This window comes from Pseudothermotoga sp., assembly GCA_025060105.1.
GTDB lineage: Bacteria > Thermotogota > Thermotogae > Thermotogales > DSM-5069 > Pseudothermotoga_A.
Genome location: JANXCS010000004.1, coordinates 75,740 through 95,449, shown reverse-complemented (window position 1 = coordinate 95,449; position 19,710 = coordinate 75,740). Strand labels below are relative to the sequence as shown.

The following is a 19,710-nucleotide window of genomic DNA, read 5'->3' as shown; positions in this document are numbered from 1 at the left end:
CTCAGTTCTCCTTGAAGACTTTGAGTGGTTTCAGAACGATTTCGTTTCTTTGTTGCCTAAGGAGCGTTTCTATGAAATTCGAACGTCTTTCGGCACGTGCCAGGCAGACCAACTCTTCTCCACTGAAGACTTGTACCACATCTTCCTTCTCGAAATGTTCATAGTTCAACAAGTCATCCACTTGGAGTTTCACACCATTGAGCACCTTTTCACGAGCTTCGTTCTTTATCCACACTTTTGGAAAATCGAGAACTTTCGACATGGGAATCAGACGTTTTGACAACTCTTCGGCGCTGGCGGTGTAAACATCCACGGCGTGCTCAACTTGGAACGGTCCAACACGAAGCCTTCTGAGTTCCAAAGCCGTGGCACCACAACCTAGTTTGTAGCCGATGTCCATGCACAGCGATCTCACGTAAGTGCCGGGACTGGTTTCAACGATGAAAGACACCGTGAGATCTTCCACAACTATATCTTCTATCTTGTAGATCGTCACCTGTCTCGGTGGTAACCTGATGATCTTTCCTTGTCTCGCCAGCTCGTACAATCTCTCTCCTTTGTATTTTTTGGCGGAATAGGCCGGTGGTATTTGAACGTAAGTTCCAACGAAGCTGTTGACTGCTTGTATTATTTCTTCCTTCGTTGCGATGCATGGTCTTTCTTCTTCAACTCTCCCAGTTATGTCGAAAGTATCGGTGATGAGACCGAGCTTCATCTTGACTCTGTAAACTTTGCGGTGCTGCATGAGGTATTCCAAAATTCTCGTAGCATTACCGATCCCGATCACGAGCAATCCAGTCGCAAAAGGATCGAGTGTGCCAGCGTGTCCCACACGTCTCAGATTCATTTTCTTCCTAACCACTTCGACGACATCGTGGGATGTGGGACCTTTGGGTTTATCGACGAGCAGTATGCCGGAAAGACTCACTGCTTTTTCTCCTCCTTGAGCTTGTTGAGCAATTCTTGGACCCTTACACTCGCTTCTATACCGGGATCTTCTTTGAAACGAACTTGAGGCACTGCGAACAGATCGAGATTGTTCGCCAAGTAAGTCCTGAAATAACCTTTGATCTTGTTCAAATGTTCCACGAGATCTTTTCTTTCCTTTTCGTCTCCCATCGAGCTGATGTAGACATCAACAAACCTCTTGTCGGCTGAAAGTTCTGCCCTCGAGACTGTGATTATGCGGTCTTTCAGCTTCGGATCTTTCGCTTCTCTCAAAGCTTCTGAAACTAACTTGACGATTTCAGATTCCAACATCGCTTTCCTGTAATCGGGTTTCATACTACCGCCTCCTGCTCTATTTTGAGGAACTCTTCAGCGGTTGCAAGTTTTTCTTTCAATTTTCCCAGATAATTGGTCAGCATCTTCGGCTTCAATCCCAGAAGGTTCAATGCGTAAGGTGAAAGTTCCAAACCTCCATAAGAATATGACTCACCGTAACCAATGGCGTTCACGAAAAAATCGCTCACGTGAACCATGCAAATCACATCGGAGTACAGGCTTTCGGAGAAAGTGTTCGGCGTGTGATGACCCCCGCAGGATTGAGATACGAGTTCTGGCAGTCCCCATCTTTCTATGGTTTTCATACTTATCAACGCGTGGTTGGGAAGGTCCAACTTTTTCTCTGCTTCGAAGAAAGAGATCTTCAACGTTTTTGTAAGTTTAGCCACAGCCATGAACATCTCAGGGGAGACGAATTCCAGCGTCACCTTTCCCACGTCGTGCAAAAGTCCTGCTACGAAGAGTTCTTCTTTGTTGGGATACCCCACCAACTGTGCGATCAGCTCGGAAGCAACGGCAACACCGACGAAATGCTTCCACAGTCCCACATGATCGATCGACGATTTTTTCCTCCTCACCACGGAGCTGTAAGTGAAAACGCTCAATGCTATGTTTCTGACGGTTTTGAACCCAAGAATCATGACCGCTTCACTCAGTTCAGCTATTTTTCTTGGTAAACCATAGTAGGCAGAATTCACAAGCCTCAGTACGCGCACCGTCAAGCTTGGATCGAGCCTTATCACGTTTGCAAGATCTTTCGCCGATGCGTTGGGATCAGACGCAACCGCTATGATTTTTTGAACAACTGGGTCTGGTGTTGGTAATTCCTCTATCCTGCTGATTATTTCTTCAAGCTTCATTTTTCGACCTCCAGAGGAAGTTCAACGAAAACGGTCGTTCCAACGTTCGGTTCACTCTCTAACCATATGCGTCCTCCATGCAATTCGACTATCTGTTTTGCGATGGTCAAACCGAGACCAGTACCTTCTACTCTGTGGTCCATGATCGTTCCCACTCTGAAGAATCTTTCGAACACCTTTTGATGATATTCCTTCGGTATACCTATGCCGTTGTCTGACACTTCCAGTAAAACTTTTTCATGCAGTTTGCTCACTTTAACTTTCACGTACTTGTCGATCGCGCTTTCTTTTGCGTACTTCACACCGTTGTTCAATAAATTCGTAATGACTTGTTTCAAACGTCTCTGATCAGCCCTCACCAGTATGGGTTCTTTGGTGAGCAACTCTATCCGAACACCTTTCGATCTGGCCAGTTCATCCATCGATCTGATCGATTCTCTGATCAAACCGGTCAGATCGAACGTACTCTTCTCAAGTGTGAAACTTCTTTGCTCGAGTCTGGAGAAATCGAGTAATTCCTCGAGTATCGACTCCAAATGCTCGCTCTCTTTGTGGATGATCTGCACGAATTCAACCAACGTCGATTGATCCAAAGCATCTAGGCTGGTCAAGATGGTTTCCGCGTAAGCTTTGATCGCTGCGAGTGGCGTTTTCAATTCGTGAGAAATGTTCGCAACGAACTCCGTTTTCAGTTGATCTATGGCTTTGAGTTTTTCCACCTCTTTCGTGTTCGTCACGTCCGTTATAGTCAATAGAACTTGTGGTTGTCCTTCGTATTCTATCGGTTCTGCCACGAGAGAATAGAAACTGCCGGTATCTTCAACTTCGAGCGTCTGGCGCGATTCTTTGAGAAAAGTTCTTTGAACCAATTCCGTGATTTGGTTCAATAGTTTGTTGTTGAGCGAAAACTGAATATAGCCAGAGTTTGCGAACACGATATTCGTTCCTTGATCGAAGACGGCGATGTATTGAGGAAAGGAGTCCAAAATCCTGTGCATGTAATTCTTGGTTTCTTCGACCATCCTGTGCTGAAGTTGCAATGATGAATAGAGCTCGAGGTTCTCTAGAACCACGGCGGAGAGGAAAGCGAAAGTACGGAGCAGTTCAGCTGTCTCCACGACGATTTCATCCTTGCTCCATGCGAGTAAAACTCCGAGCACGTTGTTTGATTTCACCAGTGGAAAAATGTGAACGACCCGATCGTTCGAAGGTAGCGAAATGGGAGAGTGGTTGTTCAGAGACCACTCTATCATTGACTTCAAATCTTTGTTCAGTTCTAAGCCTTGGAGATTTCCTTTTTTACTCTCAAGATTTTTATCTAGAACAACGATGCGATCGCAATCGACAAATCTTTGAAATATTCTCATCAAGGCATCCAGTAAAAGTTCAGGTTCCTTAGCGTTCGTTATTTCTCTTATAAAGCTTGAAAGTAGTGAATAAAGCTTGTGTGAAGCAACTTGACCTGGCATTTCGCGCACTTCTCCTTCGAAAGGCGTTTTTTCCTTAGTATTATAACCCGATGGGATCGCCCCTGGATCAGCGTTGCGAAAGGCTTGAAATTTTCTGTTAACTTGACTATAATTTTGGTCAAGGAGGAATGATGTGCGAGGACAACTCGAGTTCTTCAGTCTTGCTGGTGCCAAGGCGAAGTTCTCGGAAGTTTTAAAGAAGGCGCGAAAAACGGATGTCGTGATAACCAAAAATGGTGTCCCACACGCCGTCCTCATCGACTACGAACGTTACAGAAAGATCATGAACTTTCTCGATCAGGTTTACGATCTGTACCTGCTCGAAGTGGGTGATCCATCGCTCCATGGTGAAGTGAGCCAGAAAGAACTTTTGCAAGAAGATATTGAGGAGGTGTGAATCGATGGCGAAGGTGGAGCTAGAGAATGTTACGAAGATCTTCGACAACAAAGTTGTGGCGGTGAAGGATGTGACTTTGACGGTTGAGGACAAGGAATTCACCGTGCTCTTGGGACCGTCAGGTTGTGGAAAGACGACCACACTGAGGATGATCGCCGGTTTGGAAGAGATCACGAAAGGCGTCATCAAGATCGATGGTAAAGTGGTGAACGATGTTGAACCGAAGGATAGGGACATCGCCATGGTTTTTCAGAACTACGCGCTCTATCCACATATGTCTGTCTATGAGAACATGGCGTTCGGATTGAAACTGAGGAAATTTCCGAAGGATGAGATCGATAGAAGAGTGAGAGAAGCTGCGAGAATTCTGGGGATTGAAGATCTTTTGGATAGAAAACCTAGGCAACTCTCTGGAGGTCAGAGACAGCGTGTCGCCGTTGGTAGAGCCATCGTGAGGAATCCGAAGGTCTTTTTGTTCGACGAGCCACTGTCGAACTTGGACGCTAAACTGAGGGTGCAGATGAGGAGCGAGTTGAAAAAGCTGCACCACAGGTTGGGTGCGACGATCATATACGTCACGCACGACCAAGTCGAAGCGATGACGATGGCTGATAAGATCGTCGTCATGAAGGATGGCATGGTCCAGCAGATAGGTTCTCCCTACGAGGTTTACAACAAACCAGCGAACATGTTCGTTGCTGGATTCATCGGAAGCCCAGCGATGAATTTCTTGAACGCCTTGATAATCGCTGAACGCGGTGGTATATGGATCAAAACGAGCGGTTTCAAAGTGAAAGTTGTCAAAGAGCATGAGCCCATTTTGGAGAAATGGATCGATAAAGAGGTCGTGTTCGGGATAAGGCCGGAGAACATCTTTGATAAACTCTTCGCCATCGCTCCACAACCAGAAAACACGATAACGGGCATGGTGGACGTCGTCGAACCGCTCGGTAGCGAAACGCTTCTACACGTCACCTGCGGTGAAGACACGCTCGTTGCGAGGGTGGATCCAAGGACGAAAGCTAAGGAAGGTGAAAGGATAGATTTGGTCTTCGATATGAACATGATACACGTGTTCGACAAAGAAACACAAAAAGCGATACTGTGAGCTAAATAGAAACATCCTTTCCATCGAATTGGGGGCGAAAGGCCCCCAACATTTTTGGTATAATCACAGAAACACGAGACAGAAGCATCTTGGGGTGATAAAAACTGGATCTTTTGATACTGTTGAGGCCAAAGCAGTGGGTCAAGAATTTGTTCGTGATAGTTCCTCTGTTGTTTTCAAGAAAGCTTTTCTTCTTACGAGATTTTTCACGTTCTTTCGCCGTCTTCGTACTTTTTTGTTGTGTGTCCAGCGCGGTGTACATACTGAACGACATAGAAGATGCGCCGTTGGACAAACTGCATCCGACCAAGAAAAAACGTCCAATAGCGAGTGGTCAGGTGAGTGTTCGGTTGAGCTATTTTCTCTTTTTCACTTTGTTGATAGTCTCTTTCGTTGGTTCTTTGCTTTTATCGTGGTACGTTTTCATTTGCTTTCTGATCTACGTTCTTTTGAACGTTTTCTACACGTTCAGGGGTAAGAAAATGATCCTTGTGGATGTCTTTTGCATAGCTGCTGGTTTTGCGATGAGAGTCATGGCTGGAAGTTATGTTTTGAACCTTTCACCCTCTGCGTGGTTGATCATCAGCACGTTTTTCCTTTCCTTATTCCTAGGATTCAGCAAGAGGAAAGCTGAATTGACGGTCTCTGGCGAGAACAACCACGGTCAAAGACCTCTGCTCCGGCTTTACGATGCCAACCTCCTCACCAGCGTGATAGTTTCCACAGGAACTGCGTCGATCGTTTTCTATGCACTCTACACTTTGGATAACAGAACGGTTCAACAATTCGGCACCGACAAGCTTTATCTGACTGTACCGTTTGTCTGTTACGGTGTGTTCAGATACATGCTCCTCTCGATGCTCAGTGGTCAGGAAGATCCCACGGACATTTTGGTGAAAGACAAAGGCCTTTGGATAGCGATCGGGCTTTGGTTTTTAACCGTTATGCTCGTTCTCTACACTGGGAGGTAGTAACGTGAAACAATTGTTCATGCTGATCGTTGCACTCTTCATGAATGCGCTCGCCAACGTTTTTGTAAAATTGTCTGTCGCCAAGTCGCTGCGTGATGAAGGACTCGTACAGTTCATACTCAACGCGGTGAAGAACGTATACGTTTGGGTGGGACTTGTCTGTTTCGGCATCGCGTTCGTGTTGTACACGTTCAGCTTGACCAAGTTCAAGTTGAGCATCGCTTATCCCATCATGACCAGTGCTGGTTTTGTCATAGTATCACTCTTTTCTCATTTCTTGTTCAAAGAAAATCTCACATTGTTGAAGATCATCGGTGTGATGGTGATAGCTGTCGGTATATGGCTGGTTTCGCTCTGAGGGAGGTTTGCGATGCAAAAATCGAAAGTGTTTGTGGTGAAGACGAGTGTAGAAAGTGTGCTCAGAGACATCGTACACGTGTTCGAAATGGCTGAGGTGAGAAAAGTTTTGGACCTTTCACGTCCGGTCATCTTGAAAGATAACATATCTTGGCATCTTCCGATGCCTTCGTCCAACACCACCCCTTGGCAACTCGAAGCTACCATACTCGGTTTGAAGCAACAGGGTTTCGAACAGATAGTGGCTGTCGAGAACAAAACCGTTGTGACGAAACCCCAAAAAGGTGCAAAGCTGAACAAGTTGCTCTCCGTTTATGAAAAATACAGCGTACCGATACTCTACAACTTTGAACATGAACATATGCGCTGGATCAATTATGAACCTAAGGTCAAGCTCAACGTGCTCGACAAGATCTTTCCAGAAGGCATAAGAATCCCGGAATTCTTCATGGGAAAGAATATCGTTCATCTACCAACGATGAAGTGCCACATCTACACGACGACCACCGGAGCCATGAAAAACGCCTTCGGTGGGTTGTTGAACACGAAACGCCATTATGCACACAGTTGGATACACGAAACCCTTGTGGATCTGCTGAAGATACAGAAAGAGATCCACAGCGGAATCTTTGCGGTCATGGATGGAACCACGGCGGGGAACGGCCCTGGACCGAGAACGTTGAAGCCGGTTCGAACCGATCTGATACTGGCCAGCGCGGATCAAGTGGCGATCGATGCGGTGGCGGCGAAGATAATGGGCTTTGACCCATTGGAGATAGGTTACATAAGATTGGCGGATGAGCAAGGCCTTGGCAACGGAAAACTCGAGAACATTGAGATCGTTGGGTATGACATATCGCATTTGGATTATCACTTCGATGTGGGTGATAACCTTGCAAGTAAAGTTGGTGATTTTCTTTGGTATGGACCATTCAAGAGGTTTCAAAAATTGTTTTTCAGAACCCCACTGGTGTATCTGTTCGTGCTGGCTTCGGAATTCTATCACGATGTCTTTTGGTGGGGTTTGAAAGGACGAAGGATCTTTCGGAACTGGAGGAAGACTAGCCCTTGGGGGCAGCTGTGGGAAAAATACTGAACAGTGAGAAGGGAGAACCGTGCGAAAAAAGACGCTCTTTTTACTTTTAACAGTTTTTGTGATAGCTTACGTGGTCACCGCTGTGAACTTCTGGTTGGTTGAAAACATGTACGCGATCGCAGGTAGATTCATGGTTTACTACAATCATTTGAAATTCATTAGAGGCGAAGGACCAGCCCCAAATCAGTACAGGGTGGCACCGTATTTCCTCGTCGAATATGTCTTTAAATACTCTCCTGTGCGTTGGTACTGTAACACCTACAGACATTTGAAAAGATGGTGTGGTTATGATGAAAGTCCCCTTGCAAATCTCGACAACGAGCTCAACCTTGAATCGCATTTTCCCACTCGAGAAAGAGAGAAATTCGTGAAGAGTTTGGAATCTTTCATCAGAGAGAGAATGACAGAGTTGACCAAAAATCCTATCGTCACCGGTCTTGTTATGAATTTCGCGAATCAAATCGGTTGGAAAGAATGGTTCTACGATCCCTTCACTTTTGCGCACAGTCTCGTGGAGAGTTTGCCTTACGAGGTCAGGCAGGTTTTCTACAGCGACAGCGAACTAACGAAACTGATCAACGGTTATGCGACGATGAAGTTCGTCTTCGCTTTTCTGTTGTTCTTCGTGTTGTACCTCTGGTTGAGATCTTTTGAGAACGAAATGCTGGCATATTTTGGGCTCTTCTGCTTCGCGGTGTTTCTCATTTTTTCCTATGCGGATTTCACTCAGCAAGAGTTCATGATCTCCGTTTTTTTGTTCGTCTTTTCCATGTGGTTGATACGTCGAAACAAACCTTGGTGGAGCATCTTTTTAACGATCGTTGCGATGTGTTTTGTCAGGACAGACCATGCGCTCTTCGTCGCTCTACTCTACGGACTGGCACGTTTTGAGAAAAGATTATCCAGTCTGATAAGGATACTCCTTCATTCCGCACCACCAATTTTGATGACGTATCTTTGGAGTAAAGTCATTTTCCCAAGCAGTGAGTATTACACAGCTTTTTTCAGGATCGACAACTTTACAGATCCTTGGTCTTTGGTGTACCCAGCGATCTTCTTTGCCTTGATCTTAGTTTTTATCAATCACATGAAGTCAGATGAATTTTTCCGCAGGACTTGGCCTTGGTTGATACCTTTCTTCATCTTGAACGCCACCGTTGGAGTCTTGAGAGAAATTCGTTTGTTTTTGCCTGCTTTTGCTTATCTTCTTCCTGTTTTCTTGAAAGGTGTGAGGTCGTTGTATAATACAACGGAAAAGTGAATGGAGGCGTCGGAGGGTACCGAGGAGGTTCAAAAGGGAAGCCGGTGAAAATCCGGCGCGGGGGCGCCACCGTAACCGGGGACGAAACCCACACGTGCCACTGGCGGAAAGCTGGGAAGGCGTGGGGAGTAGGGCGATCCGGAAGCCGGGAGACCTGCCCTTCGACGAGAGCACCACTCTCTCCGGAACCGAGAGGGTGGTGAAAAATTTTGCCGAGGAGGTGTTTTTCGTGAAGAGGTTTTTGACTGTTCTTTTCGTTCTACTGGTAACTCTGCTCTTGGCCTATCCGATAACCATCATCGACGATGCGGGCAGATTGGTCACGATCTCGAAACGGCCAGAGAGGGTCATCTGCGCAGCACCATCCACCACGAAGTTTCTCCAATATTTAGGTCTAGAGAACAGAATAATCGCAGTCACGAACTGGGACGATTTCAAAGCCGAAAAGATAGGAGATCTGTTTCCATTGAACGTGGAAAAGATCGTCAGCCTCAACCCGGACTTGGTCTTGATTTTCGGTGGTTTTCAACTTCCCGAGGTTGCGAAACTTGAAGAGCAGAAGCTCACAGTGGTTGTTCTGAATGCCAACACGGTTCAACAGATTTTGAACGATCTGATCTTGGTCGGAACCATCATGGGTGTACCAGACAAAGCTAAAAAATTGGCTAAGGAGCTTGAAGAATACTACCTGAAGGTCGCGAAAGAGGCCTACAACATACCACTCGATAAGAGAGTCAAAGTTCTATGCATGCTGGACGTTCCTGGATCAGACGTGAGAGAAATCTGGACTTGTGGACAGGGTTCTTATCTCAACGAACTCATCACACTGGCTGGTGGTGCGAACGTGGCGGCGATGTTCACAGGCCCGAACGGTTTTCTGCCACTATCGATGGAGTACATCGTCTCGCAGAATCCGGATGTGATAATAGTGACTCACTATGCACCCGCTACGGAGGAGCAGATAAAAGAAAAGATCTTGAACCATCCAACTTTGAAGGCTGTGAAGGCTGTGAAAAATAAACGCGTGTACGTGTACGATGGCTATCTGTTGACTCTCCCAGTTCCCCAAGTGGTGAAGTTCGTTGAAAAATTCTACAGCGATTTCTACGGTGGCGGGAAATGAAACTTTTCAGTTGGCTCGCTCTGATCATCGTTTTCACACTGATCGTTTTGGTGTGTCTATCGGTCGGAACTGTCAAGACGAAATTTTTGGAGGTCATCTTGGCCATTTTCGATCGCAATTCTCGATACAGAAACATCGTTTGGAACTTGAGACTTCCGCGTGTACTGATGGCTCTGGTGGCCGGTGCGAGTTTGGCGACCGTCGGTGCATCGTTTCAAGGATTGCTGCGAAACCCTTTGGTCGATCCTTACCTCCTTGGCGTCTCCTCCGGCGCCTCTTTTGGCGCGGTTTTGTCTATATACCTTGCCACGGTGAGCAGTTTTCAGTATCTGTACAGATTGCCTCTACTGAGTTTCGCATTCGCCATGTTCGCTTCACTTTCAGCCATGTTCCTCGCCAGAAGGAATGGTACGATACCCATCGTGGAGTTGGTGCTCAGTGGGGTCATGGTGAGTGTGCTGTTCAGTTCGGCAACGATCACACTGCTCATGCTGTTCAGAAGGAACATAACCCACGCTTACGTTTGGTTGTTTGGAAGTCTCTCTGGTGTGGGATGGGAAGATCTAATCAGTCCTTCCGTCAGTTTTGCGATCTTTTTCTTCGTTGCGATGGGTTTGTCGAACCAGCTGAACGCCATGGCCATCGGTGAAATCGAAGCGAAGATGAGCGGTGTGAACACCGAACTCGTGAAGGTCATCGTCTACGTTCTCGGTAGCTTTGCGACCGCTTCCGTGGTGTCGAACACGGGAGTCATAGGTTTCGTTGGCTTGATCACACCGCACATGGCCCGTAGGGTCTTTGGGAATGACCACAGGGTTCTGTTCGTCTCGAGTGCTATCATCGGTTCCATTTTTTTGTGCGTGTGTGATGCGATCGCACGGACCATTGTGAGTCCCACCGAAATGCCCATTGGAGTGATCACAGCCTTCGTTGGGGTACCAGTGATGCTGGTGCTACTCAAGAAGGGTGAACAGAATGATCGAAATATCACTGAGTAAAGTGGATTTTGGTTACACAGATCAATTGATTCTAAAATCGATAGATCTACACGTAAAGAAAGGAGAATTCGTTTCCCTCATAGGTCCCAACGGTTCTGGAAAAACGACCCTCCTGAGGCTCGTTGCGGGATTGTTGAGACCGATTTTTGGTACTGTGACCGTGGCTGGCATCGATCCAACACGGGTGAGTCGAAAAAAGCTCGCAAGGATCGTTGGTTTCGTCACGGAAGATTTGAATCCAGTCTATCCCTTCCTCGTCAGCCAGATTGTACTCACCGGTAGGCTCCCTCACAAAAGGGGTTTCTTTACCTCTTGGGATGAATTCGATCTACGGAAGGTGAGGGAAGCGCTTCAGAAAGTGGATGCACTTCAATATTTGAACAGGAATTTCAACAGTTTGAGCGCGGGGGAAAAACGGAGAGTTTCGATCGCCAGGATCTTGGCACAAGACACCCCTATAATTCTCTTCGATGAACCCACCGCGCACCTCGATCCAGGACACGCCGTGGAGGTCGTTGAGATCCTTAAGCGTTTACATGAGGAAGGAAGAACCATACTCGCAGCGTTTCACGAAATAAACTTCGCTGTGCGGATCTCAGACAGGCTCGTGGTGATGAAAGAAGGTAGGATCGTAGCCGACGGTAAACCAGAAGAAGTTCTTACAGAAAAGCTTTTAGAGCAAGTTTACAACACTCGTTTCAAATTGGTGGTGGACTCAGAGACGGGTTCACTCTACGTCTTGTACTGATTCTCCACTCATCATACCTTTTTGAATCTTCAGAGCTCTTTCAAGTTCGTTCTGGCTCACAAGTCTCAATTTTGTGAGTAACTTTCCAAGCGACAATCGATTCGTCAGTTTTCTTTGAATTTTCAAAACGCGAACGAGATCTTTGCGTGTTATGAACCCCAGTTCTATGAGAATTTCCCCCAGCTTCATTGGTGGTTGGATTCGGAGTAATTTACCTCCACACTTTTTACACCTCGGCAACTTTCTTCCCCTCAACATGGCGGTGGAATAACTGACGGTACCACAATCGATACATTTGAACTTGTAAGCCACGAAATTTACCTCGCTTTCACAAAAAAGCGTAAACGTGGCACTCAAAAAATGCTGATTTCAAACTGAAAAATTGCTTAGAATAAAACAGAAACCTTCAGCGTGCCAGCCTGAGGGAAGTTTTCGCTTCGAGGGAATGTTCTTTTAGAATTTGCTCGAGCCTTTTCTGTATCGATTCTGCCGTGTTTCCATCGACATCTTTTACGAAGACACCGACGTTCTCGGTCGAAAAGATTTTTATCTCGTCTTTCTCTCTAACAAGATTCTTGATCGCTTCTACAGCTTCGTTGATTTTCTTTACTTTGATAGTGATGATCCAGACGGGCCGTTTATGAAGTAGAGCAAGTTCGTCATGAAAGCTCTTCAATTCCTGACTTGGGAGTATACCGAGTTCTTTTTCCATTCTGTTGGAGAAGCGCTCATAAAATTGTAATGCTTCAATTTCGTGGCCGAGCTCAGATGTGGCTTTCATGTAACTCAAGCATGCCGTTTCGTTGAAGGGATCTTCGCTCAAGACTTTTTTCGAAAGGTTTCGAACTTCAACTCGATCTCCTTTTCTTTCGTACAACTCTATCAATTCAATTAGAGCATCGATGAACAAGTCTTTGTAATGTTCCCTCGCCTGTGCGATCCAATCTTGATAGACACAATCTGGCATCACGTCGTTCGTGTACTTTTGAACAGCTTCTTTGAGCGATACGAACCTTTTTTCATCGTTTTTGCTGGATTTCGCTCTCAAAATTGAATTCTCAAACTGTTCAGCATCGATGGTCACACTACCTTCTTCATCGAAGCAGTAAGTTCCATCTTGATAGCTCAGTAGATCTTCCTTGAGAAAACGTCTGATCGAGCTCACGGCCGTTTGCAAGCTTCTTCGGGCGTACTTTTCTTCCATGCCAGGCCAGAAAATTTCACACAAAAGCTCTGCAGGAATTTTTCTTCGGTGAAACACGACAAAGTAGCGTAGTAGATCGCGTGCCTTTCTCGATTTCAAAACTTTAAGATCGTGTACCTCACCCTCGTTGTCCGTGATTTTAAATTGTCCAAATATGGATATCTGCATTCGTTACCCCCTGGTTTGCATCTTATTATATCACCTTTCTGGGAAGCCATTCGATTATGGTAATATTGAAACGTACGGAGGATGAGCGGTGCAAAGAGCGATCATTCTGATTGTGGTTGTTCTTCTCTTTTTAACAACATGTCTTGCTTTGGAAACAGAGAACGCTCTGAAGTTGTATTTGAATTTGGTTCAAGAGTACGAATCTGGATCAATTCAACATCCATTTTTGCTTCAAACAGTTGAATCACTCGAACATTTCTCGCTCTATCGCTTTTACAGGTTCCTCATTGCTGGTAGCGTGGATAAAAGGGAAGCTACACCCGATCTCGGACATTACCTCAATTTCATTTATTCATCCTACAATTTCGAGAAAGAAGAAGAACAGCTCGCAGCGGCATTATTTCTGTCTTATCTCTCCAGCAAGCTCACAAGAACACATCTCACCGCGGACGAGGTGATGAAAAACAGTTCTTTCATAGATTTCTTCACACGTTATAGGGACATCGTCACTAAAGAGGCCAGAGCTTTTTTCGCTTGGGTCATTTCTTATCAGCTTGGCCTTGTTGCTGAAAAACCTCCTGTAGACGTTGAACAGAGGTTTCAATTGGAAATAGCCGACTACGTTTTCAATCCCCCGACCAGTTTGCAGCACCTCCACGATCTGGCGTTGTTTTATTCAGACCCTGCCATTCAAGAGGTTTTGTCTCAAGCTGTACAGAGAGCGTTTGAAAATGCTAAAAAAGATCCTACAAGAATCTTGGCGCACATAAACAGAGAAGCCGCCTTCGTCGCTAGGGACATAGTCAAGCCCATCACGAATTTGCAGTCGAAGGTGGCGCAGTTGGTGCAGAGTTCGACACCAGTTCGTAGAAACTACTGGTGGATGAGGTTCGTTCTGTACGGTGTGGTTTTGCTCGTGTCCTTCAAATCACTCAAAGCGCGACTCTTCGCGCTGAACTGCGTGTTCGTGTTCGAGACGATCTATCTGTTCTTTCTCTTCGATCCCACTTCGAAGTACGAGTCGCTGTTTTACGGACTCGTGTTGGTGCTGGGTTTTACTTTCTCGATCTTCAGGTTGCTGAGAAAATCTCTGCGTTCAGTTTGGCTCGATGTTTTGTCTGTCACCGCGATAGTTTTCACAGCTTTTCTGCCGTTTGTATACAATTGTGCGGAATTGGCCATGGACAGGCACGAACGGTTCTTGGAGTCGAAATATTATGACTTACTCAAGCAGGAACTCTATATGGACGAACTGTCCAAGTTGTCCTTTCATGTGAGGAGATTGTCTTCAAATATGTACACTTCTTCAGAAGATACGAAAGCGATCTTGAACGATTTGGTTGAAACGCTGTCTGGTTTGCGGACACAAGGTATCATAACCGATGTGATCATTTCAAGAAATTACGGTGCTTTCTTCGACGATCGATCCAACTTTTTCAGCTATACTGGTTCAAAAGCGAGGATTGAAACGTTTCAGTCGCTTTCCAACAGCTTGAGATTCTACCTTCTGGACGAAAGATCGAGGAAAAAGGCGTTCGAGAGGGATCTAACATCATTGACGAAATACAGCACGAAGCTGGTGAGTTATGCGGCCTTCAAATTGAAAGAAGAGTTCAAAAATCATCTAGAAGATCTCTTCAGCGTCAAATATCCTATACTTTCAGATCTGCAAACTTCGTTTTTGGACCGAGTTTTCAACAACTCGAAGGAAGTGAAAGCACCGCACGTCTCTGTTGTGAGGAATAAACGTTCGCTCTCGATCCTGCTGATCTCCATGTTCGTATTTTTGACAAGTTTCTTTTTGGGTCCTAAAATATCAATTGGACCAGCCGTCGTACTTTTAGCTGTGTCGATCTTTGGTTGGTCGAACAGTCGCGATTTGATTTTGATAGTCGAGCAAACAGCTCCTTTGATCGAATTCCAAACGAACTCTTTTGTCAATCCGTTGGTCTTCCTGAGTGGGATTTTCATCGCCGTGGTTAACTTCTTGAAACTCTTCAGAAAGGGGGAGTTGCGGTGAGAAAGTTGACGGTATTGTTGCTGGTCGTCGTGCTCGCTGTCTTCGCAATGGCATTCAAAGTCATCATGGTCACAGACATCGGAGGTCTCGGCGACAAATCTTTCAACGACGGGACTTGGGAGGGTATCGTGAGAGCTGCCAAAGAGATCGGCGCAGAAAGTAAAGTCATTCAGTCGTACGAGCAAGCCGATTACATCCCCAACCTCACCCGTGCGGCACAGGAAGCTGACGTGGTCTTTGCGGTTGGGTTCATGATGACCGATGCGCTGTTCAAAGTCGCCAAGCAGTTCCCCAAGGTATACTTCGTCGGTATCGACATCGTGCCACCTCAGGGTCAGAGTTTGCCGAACGTGTTGTGCTACGTGTTCAAAGAGGAACACGCTGGCTTCTACGCTGGTTACATCGCCGCAGCCATGACGTTCACCGGCAAGATAGGTTTCGTTGGAGGTATCCCGATACCACCGGTCGAGAGGTTCCGGTATGGATATGAAGCCGGTGCGAAAATCTATTCCACACTCCACAAGAAGAGAGTCGAGATTTTGAGAGGTTACACCAACGATTTTGAGGATCCAAAGAAAGGTAAGGACTTGACCATGGCGCAGTACGCACAGGGAGCAGACATAGTTTTCTTGGCTGCCGGAGCTTGTGGCAACGGAGGTATAGAGGCTGCGAGGGAGAAGATGGTGGCACTCGTAGGTTCAGACAAGCTGGTCGACATCATCGACTACGTCACGAAGAACGGTAAAGGTTTCTTTGCCATAGGTGTTGACGTGGACCAAGACTACATGGCTCCTGGAGTTGTACTGTGCAGTGCGATGAAGGGTATCTCGATGGCCAGTTATTACGGTGTCAAGAGCGCTTGGGAAGGTACTTTCGAAGGTGGTTTGAAGATTTTGGGTGTGAAGGAGAACGGCGCCGGCGTCAGCCCGATGAAGTACACCAAAGGTATGATTCCAAACAGAGTCATAGCCGAGCTGGAATATCTGACGAAACTCATCAAAGATGGTAAGCTCGTCATACCCGACACGGAAGATGCATTGAAAGCTTTCCAAGTTCCTTCCATAAGCTTTCCGTTCTGAAGTTTGAGGGGCGCGCTCTGCGCCCCTCTTTGAAAAGGGGTCTTTCGGCGTGGAGAAAGCGGTAGAAATGATTCAAATTGTGAAAAAGTTTCCCCAAGTGGTTGCGAACGATCATGTCGATTTAACTGTGTTCAAAGGCGAGATACACGCCATCGTGGGTGAAAATGGGGCAGGAAAGACCACGCTCATGAACCAACTTTACGGTCTTTTGAAACCTGACTCCGGTGAAATACGCATCTTCAACAAGAAGGTGGATTTCAAAGGGCCACGCGACGCCATCGCGGCAGGCATCGGCATGGTTCATCAACATTTCATGCTCGTCAACAACCTCACGGTCGCTGAGAACGTGGTCCTCGGTTCGGAGATCGGCATCGGTCCCATGTTCGATCTGAAACTTGCTCGAAAGAAAGTGAAAGACCTTTCCGAAAGGTATGGACTCTATGTGGATCCCAACGCGAAGATAGAAGATCTTCCTGTGGGAATGCAACAGAGGGTAGAAATACTCAAGGTGCTCTACAGGGGTGCGGAAATCCTCATCTTGGATGAACCCACCGCTGTGCTCACACCTCAGGAAACGGAAGAGCTGTTCGAAACTATGTTCAGGTTGAAAGAGAATGGGAAGACGATAATTTTCATTTCGCATAAATTGAATGAAGTCATGCGCGTCAGTGACAGAATAACGGTCATGCGTCAAGGGAAGGTCACAGGCGTTTTGAACAAGGACCAGACCAATCCCAGAGAGATCGCTCGTCTCATGGTGGGTAGGGACGTCGTCTTCACGGTGGAGAAGAAACCAGCCAAACCTGGTGATGTGATCTTGAAAGTCGAGAACCTCCATGTGAAAGATTACAGAAATTTAGAGGCAGTGAAAGGTGTCTCTTTCGAAGTTAGGGCTGGTGAGATATACGCTATTGCCGGTGTTGCCGGTAATGGTCAAACAGAGTTGGTCGAAGCGCTGACGGGTTTGAGGAAACCAACCTTTGGAAGGATATTCTTGCTGGGTAAGGATGTTACACACCTCGGCCCACGAGAGCTCAGAGAAATGGGTGTGGGACACATCCCAGAAGACAGGCATAAGTATGGTTTGGTGCTTCAGTTTCCCGCTTACTACAACGTCATTTTGGGGAGACACTACAGACATCCCTTCACCAACGGCGAGTTTCTGAACCACGCTGCGATAAACAACTTCGCCGAGGAGCTGTTCAAGAGGTTCGACATACGCCCAAACAATACGAAGATGCTCGGAGCCAACTTTTCTGGGGGCAATCAACAAAAAATGGTCGTAGCAAGAGAGATAGGTTTACAACCTAAAATCATGGTGGTTTCTCAGCCGACCAGAGGATTGGATGTTGGAGCAACCGAGTTCGTCCATAGAACTTTGATTGAACTTCGCGATTCTGGTGTCGCCATATTGTTGGTTTCGATGGAACTCGATGAGGTTCTGTCCTTGGCTGACCGCATCGCGGTCATGTACAACGGACAGATCATGGGAGAAGTTCTTCCAAACTCAGTGACGATCGAGGAAATAGGGCTCATGATGGCTGGGCACAGACTCGAAGAGATCAGGGGGCACGTGGCTTGAACCAGAGGCTTTGGTCGTTCCTTGTTCCGGTTCTATCCGTGATGTTGGCTTTGCTCATCGCCTCGGTGATAATAATGCTCATAGGTAAAAGTCCTGTGGAGGCGTACATCGCCTTGTTGAAAGGGGCGTTCGGCTCGAGGTTGGCCATCGCCTCAACGATCGTTAAGACCACACCACTCATACTCACAGGGCTCGCGGTAGGCTTTGGTTTCAGGGCAGGACTTTTCAATATAGGTGCAGAAGGACAGATGATCATCGGCGCGATGGCCGCGACAGCCTTCGCGATCAACGTGGCATGGATGCCTGCCGTGCTTGCGATTCCACTGACGATGCTTGTGGGCATGCTCGCAGGGGCTGGGTATGCGGCTATAGCCGGTGTTTTGAAGGCCAAAACGGGTGCACACGAAGTTGTCACGACGATCATGCTGAACTGGATCGCAGACTATCTGTCGAGCTATGTGGTGACAGTACCGATGGGGGTTGGATTCGGAACACCTAAAAGCCCTGAGATAGCTTCGAGCGCGAAACTACCCCCTTTGATGGTGGTTCAGGCGACCGAGTTGACCAGCGGTATCATCATCGCAGTGATCGCTGCCATCTTGATCAAAATCCTGCTCGATGAAACTAGCAAAGGTTATGAGCTTAAGGCGGCAGGCTTCAACCCCTACGCCGCCGAATACGGTGGCATAAAATTGGCGCAGAACGTGGTACTCGCCATGGCAATCAGCGGAGCCCTCGCTGGATTGGCCGGCACCCTCGAGGTTATGGGAGTTCATCACAGATTTTTAGGAACACTTTCTGGTGGCAAGGGTTTTGACGGTATTTCCATCGCTCTGATCGGTCAGAACAATCCGATAGGGATCATCTTCGCTGCGTTCTTGATGGGTGCACTGCGCAATGGTTCGAACGAGATGCAATTCGTGGGTGTTCCGAAACACATCATAATGATCGTTCAAGCGATAATCATATTCCTCGTGGCGGCCGACCGGATCGTTAGGACCATCTTTCTGCGAAAGAGGGTGCTGAGATGAGAGTACTGCTCGCACTGTTGGACATCTTCACCAACGCTTCGTTTTACAAACTCACTTTGACGGCCGCAACACCTTTCATCTTCGCCTCGATCGGCGGAGTGTTCAGCGAAGTGACTGGGGTCGTCAACATAGCCTTGGAAGGCATCATGCTGATGGGTGCATTCGTTTCTGTGGTGTTCACTTGGTTGACGGGGAACGCGTGGTTGGGGGTTCTCTTCGCGGTTCTCACAGGACTGGGTATGGCTTGGCTGCACGCGTGGGCCAGCATAACGTGGCGAGGCAACCAGATCGTTTCCGGCACAGCTTTGATACTCCTCGCTCAAGGTGTGACGGGGTTCCTCATGGAACCCATATTCGGTAGACCTGGGCAAACGGACATCGTCGGTAGAATACCTGAAGTGCGCATACCTTTCTTGATGAAGAACAAATTCCTCGCTCAATCTATAGGCGAGCTGAGCCCGATGATATACATGGCTTTCGCGTCGGTTTTCATCGCATGGTTCATCATATACAAAACTAAGCTCGGTTTGAGGATGAGGGCCGTTGGGGAGAATCCAAAAGCTGCGGACACACTCGGTGTCAACGTTTATGCAGTCAGATACTTTGGGGTGCTCATGAGTGGCGTCATGGCCTCTCTGGGTGGAGCGTTCCTCAGCGTGGGAGAAGTGGGTAATTTCAGAGAACTGATGACCGGCGGACGAGGTTTCATAGCGCTCGCCGCCATGATCCTTGGTAATTGGAATCCCGTTGGAGCCATGTGGGCGAGTTTGCTTTTTGGTTTTTCCGAAGCCTTCGCAAACCAGTTGCAGAGTAGTCCCCTGTTGAAGGTCGCTTCGACGACGAAGCCTCTCTTCAACATGTTTCCATTCATCGTGACTCTGATCGTCATCGCTGGTTTCATCGGCAAGACGCGTCCTCCTGCAGCCGATGGTGTACCTTACGAAAAGTGAGGTG

Annotated in this window: 20 protein-coding genes and 1 riboswitch; of the genes, 14 read left to right on the top strand and 6 right to left on the bottom strand. The window is 47.1% G+C overall.

Annotated elements, in window-relative coordinates:
• Window position 1: 1 nt before the first annotated feature.
• The 4 genes from truB to NZ875_05190 are packed head-to-tail and all read right to left on the bottom strand — an operon-like array spanning window position 2 to window position 3,613.
• Window positions 2-928: a tRNA pseudouridine(55) synthase TruB gene (gene truB, locus NZ875_05205; GenBank protein MCS7175135.1), complete on the bottom strand. Its 927-nt coding sequence runs from the start codon at window positions 926-928 to the stop codon at window positions 2-4.
• Window positions 925-1,284, bottom strand: a complete 360-nt coding sequence (gene rbfA / locus NZ875_05200) for a 30S ribosome-binding factor RbfA (protein MCS7175134.1) — start codon at window positions 1,282-1,284, stop codon at window positions 925-927. The genes truB and rbfA overlap by 4 nt, the downstream gene beginning before the upstream one ends.
• Window positions 1,281-2,144, bottom strand: a complete 864-nt coding sequence (locus NZ875_05195; protein ID MCS7175133.1) for an HDOD domain-containing protein — start codon at window positions 2,142-2,144, stop codon at window positions 1,281-1,283. The genes rbfA and NZ875_05195 overlap by 4 nt, the downstream gene beginning before the upstream one ends.
• Window positions 2,141-3,613 (bottom strand): ATP-binding protein, encoded by a 1,473-nt coding sequence (locus NZ875_05190; GenBank protein MCS7175132.1) that lies wholly within the window; start codon window positions 3,611-3,613, stop codon window positions 2,141-2,143. The genes NZ875_05195 and NZ875_05190 overlap by 4 nt, the downstream gene beginning before the upstream one ends.
• 133 nt (window positions 3,614-3,746) lie before the next feature.
• Between NZ875_05190 and NZ875_05185 the strand changes: the two genes are divergently transcribed.
• The 9 genes from NZ875_05185 (at window position 3,747) to NZ875_05145 (ending at window position 11,672) form a co-directional block, all read left to right on the top strand.
• Window positions 3,747-4,010 carry a type II toxin-antitoxin system Phd/YefM family antitoxin gene (locus tag NZ875_05185; protein MCS7175131.1) on the top strand — a complete coding sequence of 88 codons (264 nt, stop codon included), beginning with the start codon at window positions 3,747-3,749 and terminating at the stop codon, window positions 4,008-4,010.
• Between the two features lie 4 nt (window positions 4,011-4,014).
• Window positions 4,015-5,118 carry a sn-glycerol-3-phosphate ABC transporter ATP-binding protein UgpC gene (ugpC, locus tag NZ875_05180; protein MCS7175130.1) on the top strand — a complete coding sequence of 368 codons (1,104 nt, stop codon included), beginning with the start codon at window positions 4,015-4,017 and terminating at the stop codon, window positions 5,116-5,118.
• Between the two features lie 113 nt (window positions 5,119-5,231).
• Entirely contained in the window at window positions 5,232-6,089 is an 858-nt protein-coding gene (locus NZ875_05175; GenBank protein ID MCS7175129.1) for a decaprenyl-phosphate phosphoribosyltransferase, read from the top strand.
• 4 nt (window positions 6,090-6,093) lie between these two features.
• Window positions 6,094-6,447, top strand: coding sequence for an SMR family transporter (locus NZ875_05170; protein ID MCS7175128.1), 354 nt, complete (start codon window positions 6,094-6,096; stop codon window positions 6,445-6,447).
• A 12-nt stretch (window positions 6,448-6,459) separates the two neighbouring features.
• On the top strand, window positions 6,460-7,542 hold the full coding sequence (locus NZ875_05165) for a DUF362 domain-containing protein (protein MCS7175127.1): 1,083 nt from the start codon (window positions 6,460-6,462) through the stop codon (window positions 7,540-7,542).
• 19 nt (window positions 7,543-7,561) lie between these two features.
• Entirely contained in the window at window positions 7,562-8,803 is a 1,242-nt protein-coding gene (locus NZ875_05160) for a hypothetical protein (protein MCS7175126.1), read from the top strand.
• Window positions 8,801-8,980, top strand: a riboswitch (cobalamin riboswitch). Its footprint overlaps the gene before it by 3 nt.
• A gap of 52 nt (window positions 8,981-9,032) precedes the next feature.
• Window positions 9,033-9,926 carry an ABC transporter substrate-binding protein gene (locus NZ875_05155; protein MCS7175125.1) on the top strand — a complete coding sequence of 298 codons (894 nt, stop codon included), beginning with the start codon at window positions 9,033-9,035 and terminating at the stop codon, window positions 9,924-9,926.
• Window positions 9,923-10,924: an iron ABC transporter permease gene (locus tag NZ875_05150; GenBank protein ID MCS7175124.1), complete on the top strand. Its 1,002-nt coding sequence runs from the start codon at window positions 9,923-9,925 to the stop codon at window positions 10,922-10,924. Before NZ875_05155 ends, NZ875_05150 begins: the two co-directional genes overlap by 4 nt.
• On the top strand, window positions 10,902-11,672 hold the full coding sequence (locus tag NZ875_05145; protein MCS7175123.1) for an ABC transporter ATP-binding protein: 771 nt from the start codon (window positions 10,902-10,904) through the stop codon (window positions 11,670-11,672). Before NZ875_05150 ends, NZ875_05145 begins: the two co-directional genes overlap by 23 nt.
• On the opposite strand, the gene NZ875_05140 is transcribed toward NZ875_05145, so the two are convergent.
• Window positions 11,652-11,984 (bottom strand): hypothetical protein, encoded by a 333-nt coding sequence (locus NZ875_05140; protein MCS7175122.1) that lies wholly within the window; start codon window positions 11,982-11,984, stop codon window positions 11,652-11,654. The two genes, NZ875_05145 and NZ875_05140, sit on opposite strands and share 21 nt — an antisense overlap.
• A gap of 94 nt (window positions 11,985-12,078) precedes the next feature.
• A complete protein-coding gene (locus NZ875_05135) occupies window positions 12,079-13,044 on the bottom strand; it encodes a hypothetical protein (GenBank protein ID MCS7175121.1) in 966 nt (321 codons plus the stop codon).
• Window positions 13,045-13,132: 88 nt separating this feature from the next.
• Here NZ875_05135 and NZ875_05130 point away from each other — a divergent pair, with 88 nt between their 5' ends.
• From NZ875_05130 to NZ875_05110, 5 genes are read left to right on the top strand one after another with little or no spacing between them, the layout of a single operon-like run.
• Window positions 13,133-15,064: a hypothetical protein gene (locus tag NZ875_05130; protein ID MCS7175120.1), complete on the top strand. Its 1,932-nt coding sequence runs from the start codon at window positions 13,133-13,135 to the stop codon at window positions 15,062-15,064.
• Complete coding sequence (locus NZ875_05125; protein ID MCS7175119.1) at window positions 15,061-16,143, top strand: BMP family ABC transporter substrate-binding protein; 1,083 nt, start codon at window positions 15,061-15,063, stop codon at window positions 16,141-16,143. Before NZ875_05130 ends, NZ875_05125 begins: the two co-directional genes overlap by 4 nt.
• 49 nt (window positions 16,144-16,192) lie before the next feature.
• The gene (locus NZ875_05120; protein MCS7175118.1) at window positions 16,193-17,725 is read left to right on the top strand and encodes an ABC transporter ATP-binding protein; all 1,533 of its coding nucleotides are present in this window, start codon (window positions 16,193-16,195) and stop codon (window positions 17,723-17,725) included.
• Window positions 17,722-18,756 (top strand): ABC transporter permease, encoded by a 1,035-nt coding sequence (locus tag NZ875_05115; GenBank protein MCS7175117.1) that lies wholly within the window; start codon window positions 17,722-17,724, stop codon window positions 18,754-18,756. Before NZ875_05120 ends, NZ875_05115 begins: the two co-directional genes overlap by 4 nt.
• On the top strand, window positions 18,753-19,706 hold the full coding sequence (locus tag NZ875_05110) for an ABC transporter permease (GenBank protein ID MCS7175116.1): 954 nt from the start codon (window positions 18,753-18,755) through the stop codon (window positions 19,704-19,706). The genes NZ875_05115 and NZ875_05110 overlap by 4 nt, the downstream gene beginning before the upstream one ends.
• The last annotated feature ends 4 nt before the right edge of the window (window positions 19,707-19,710 follow it).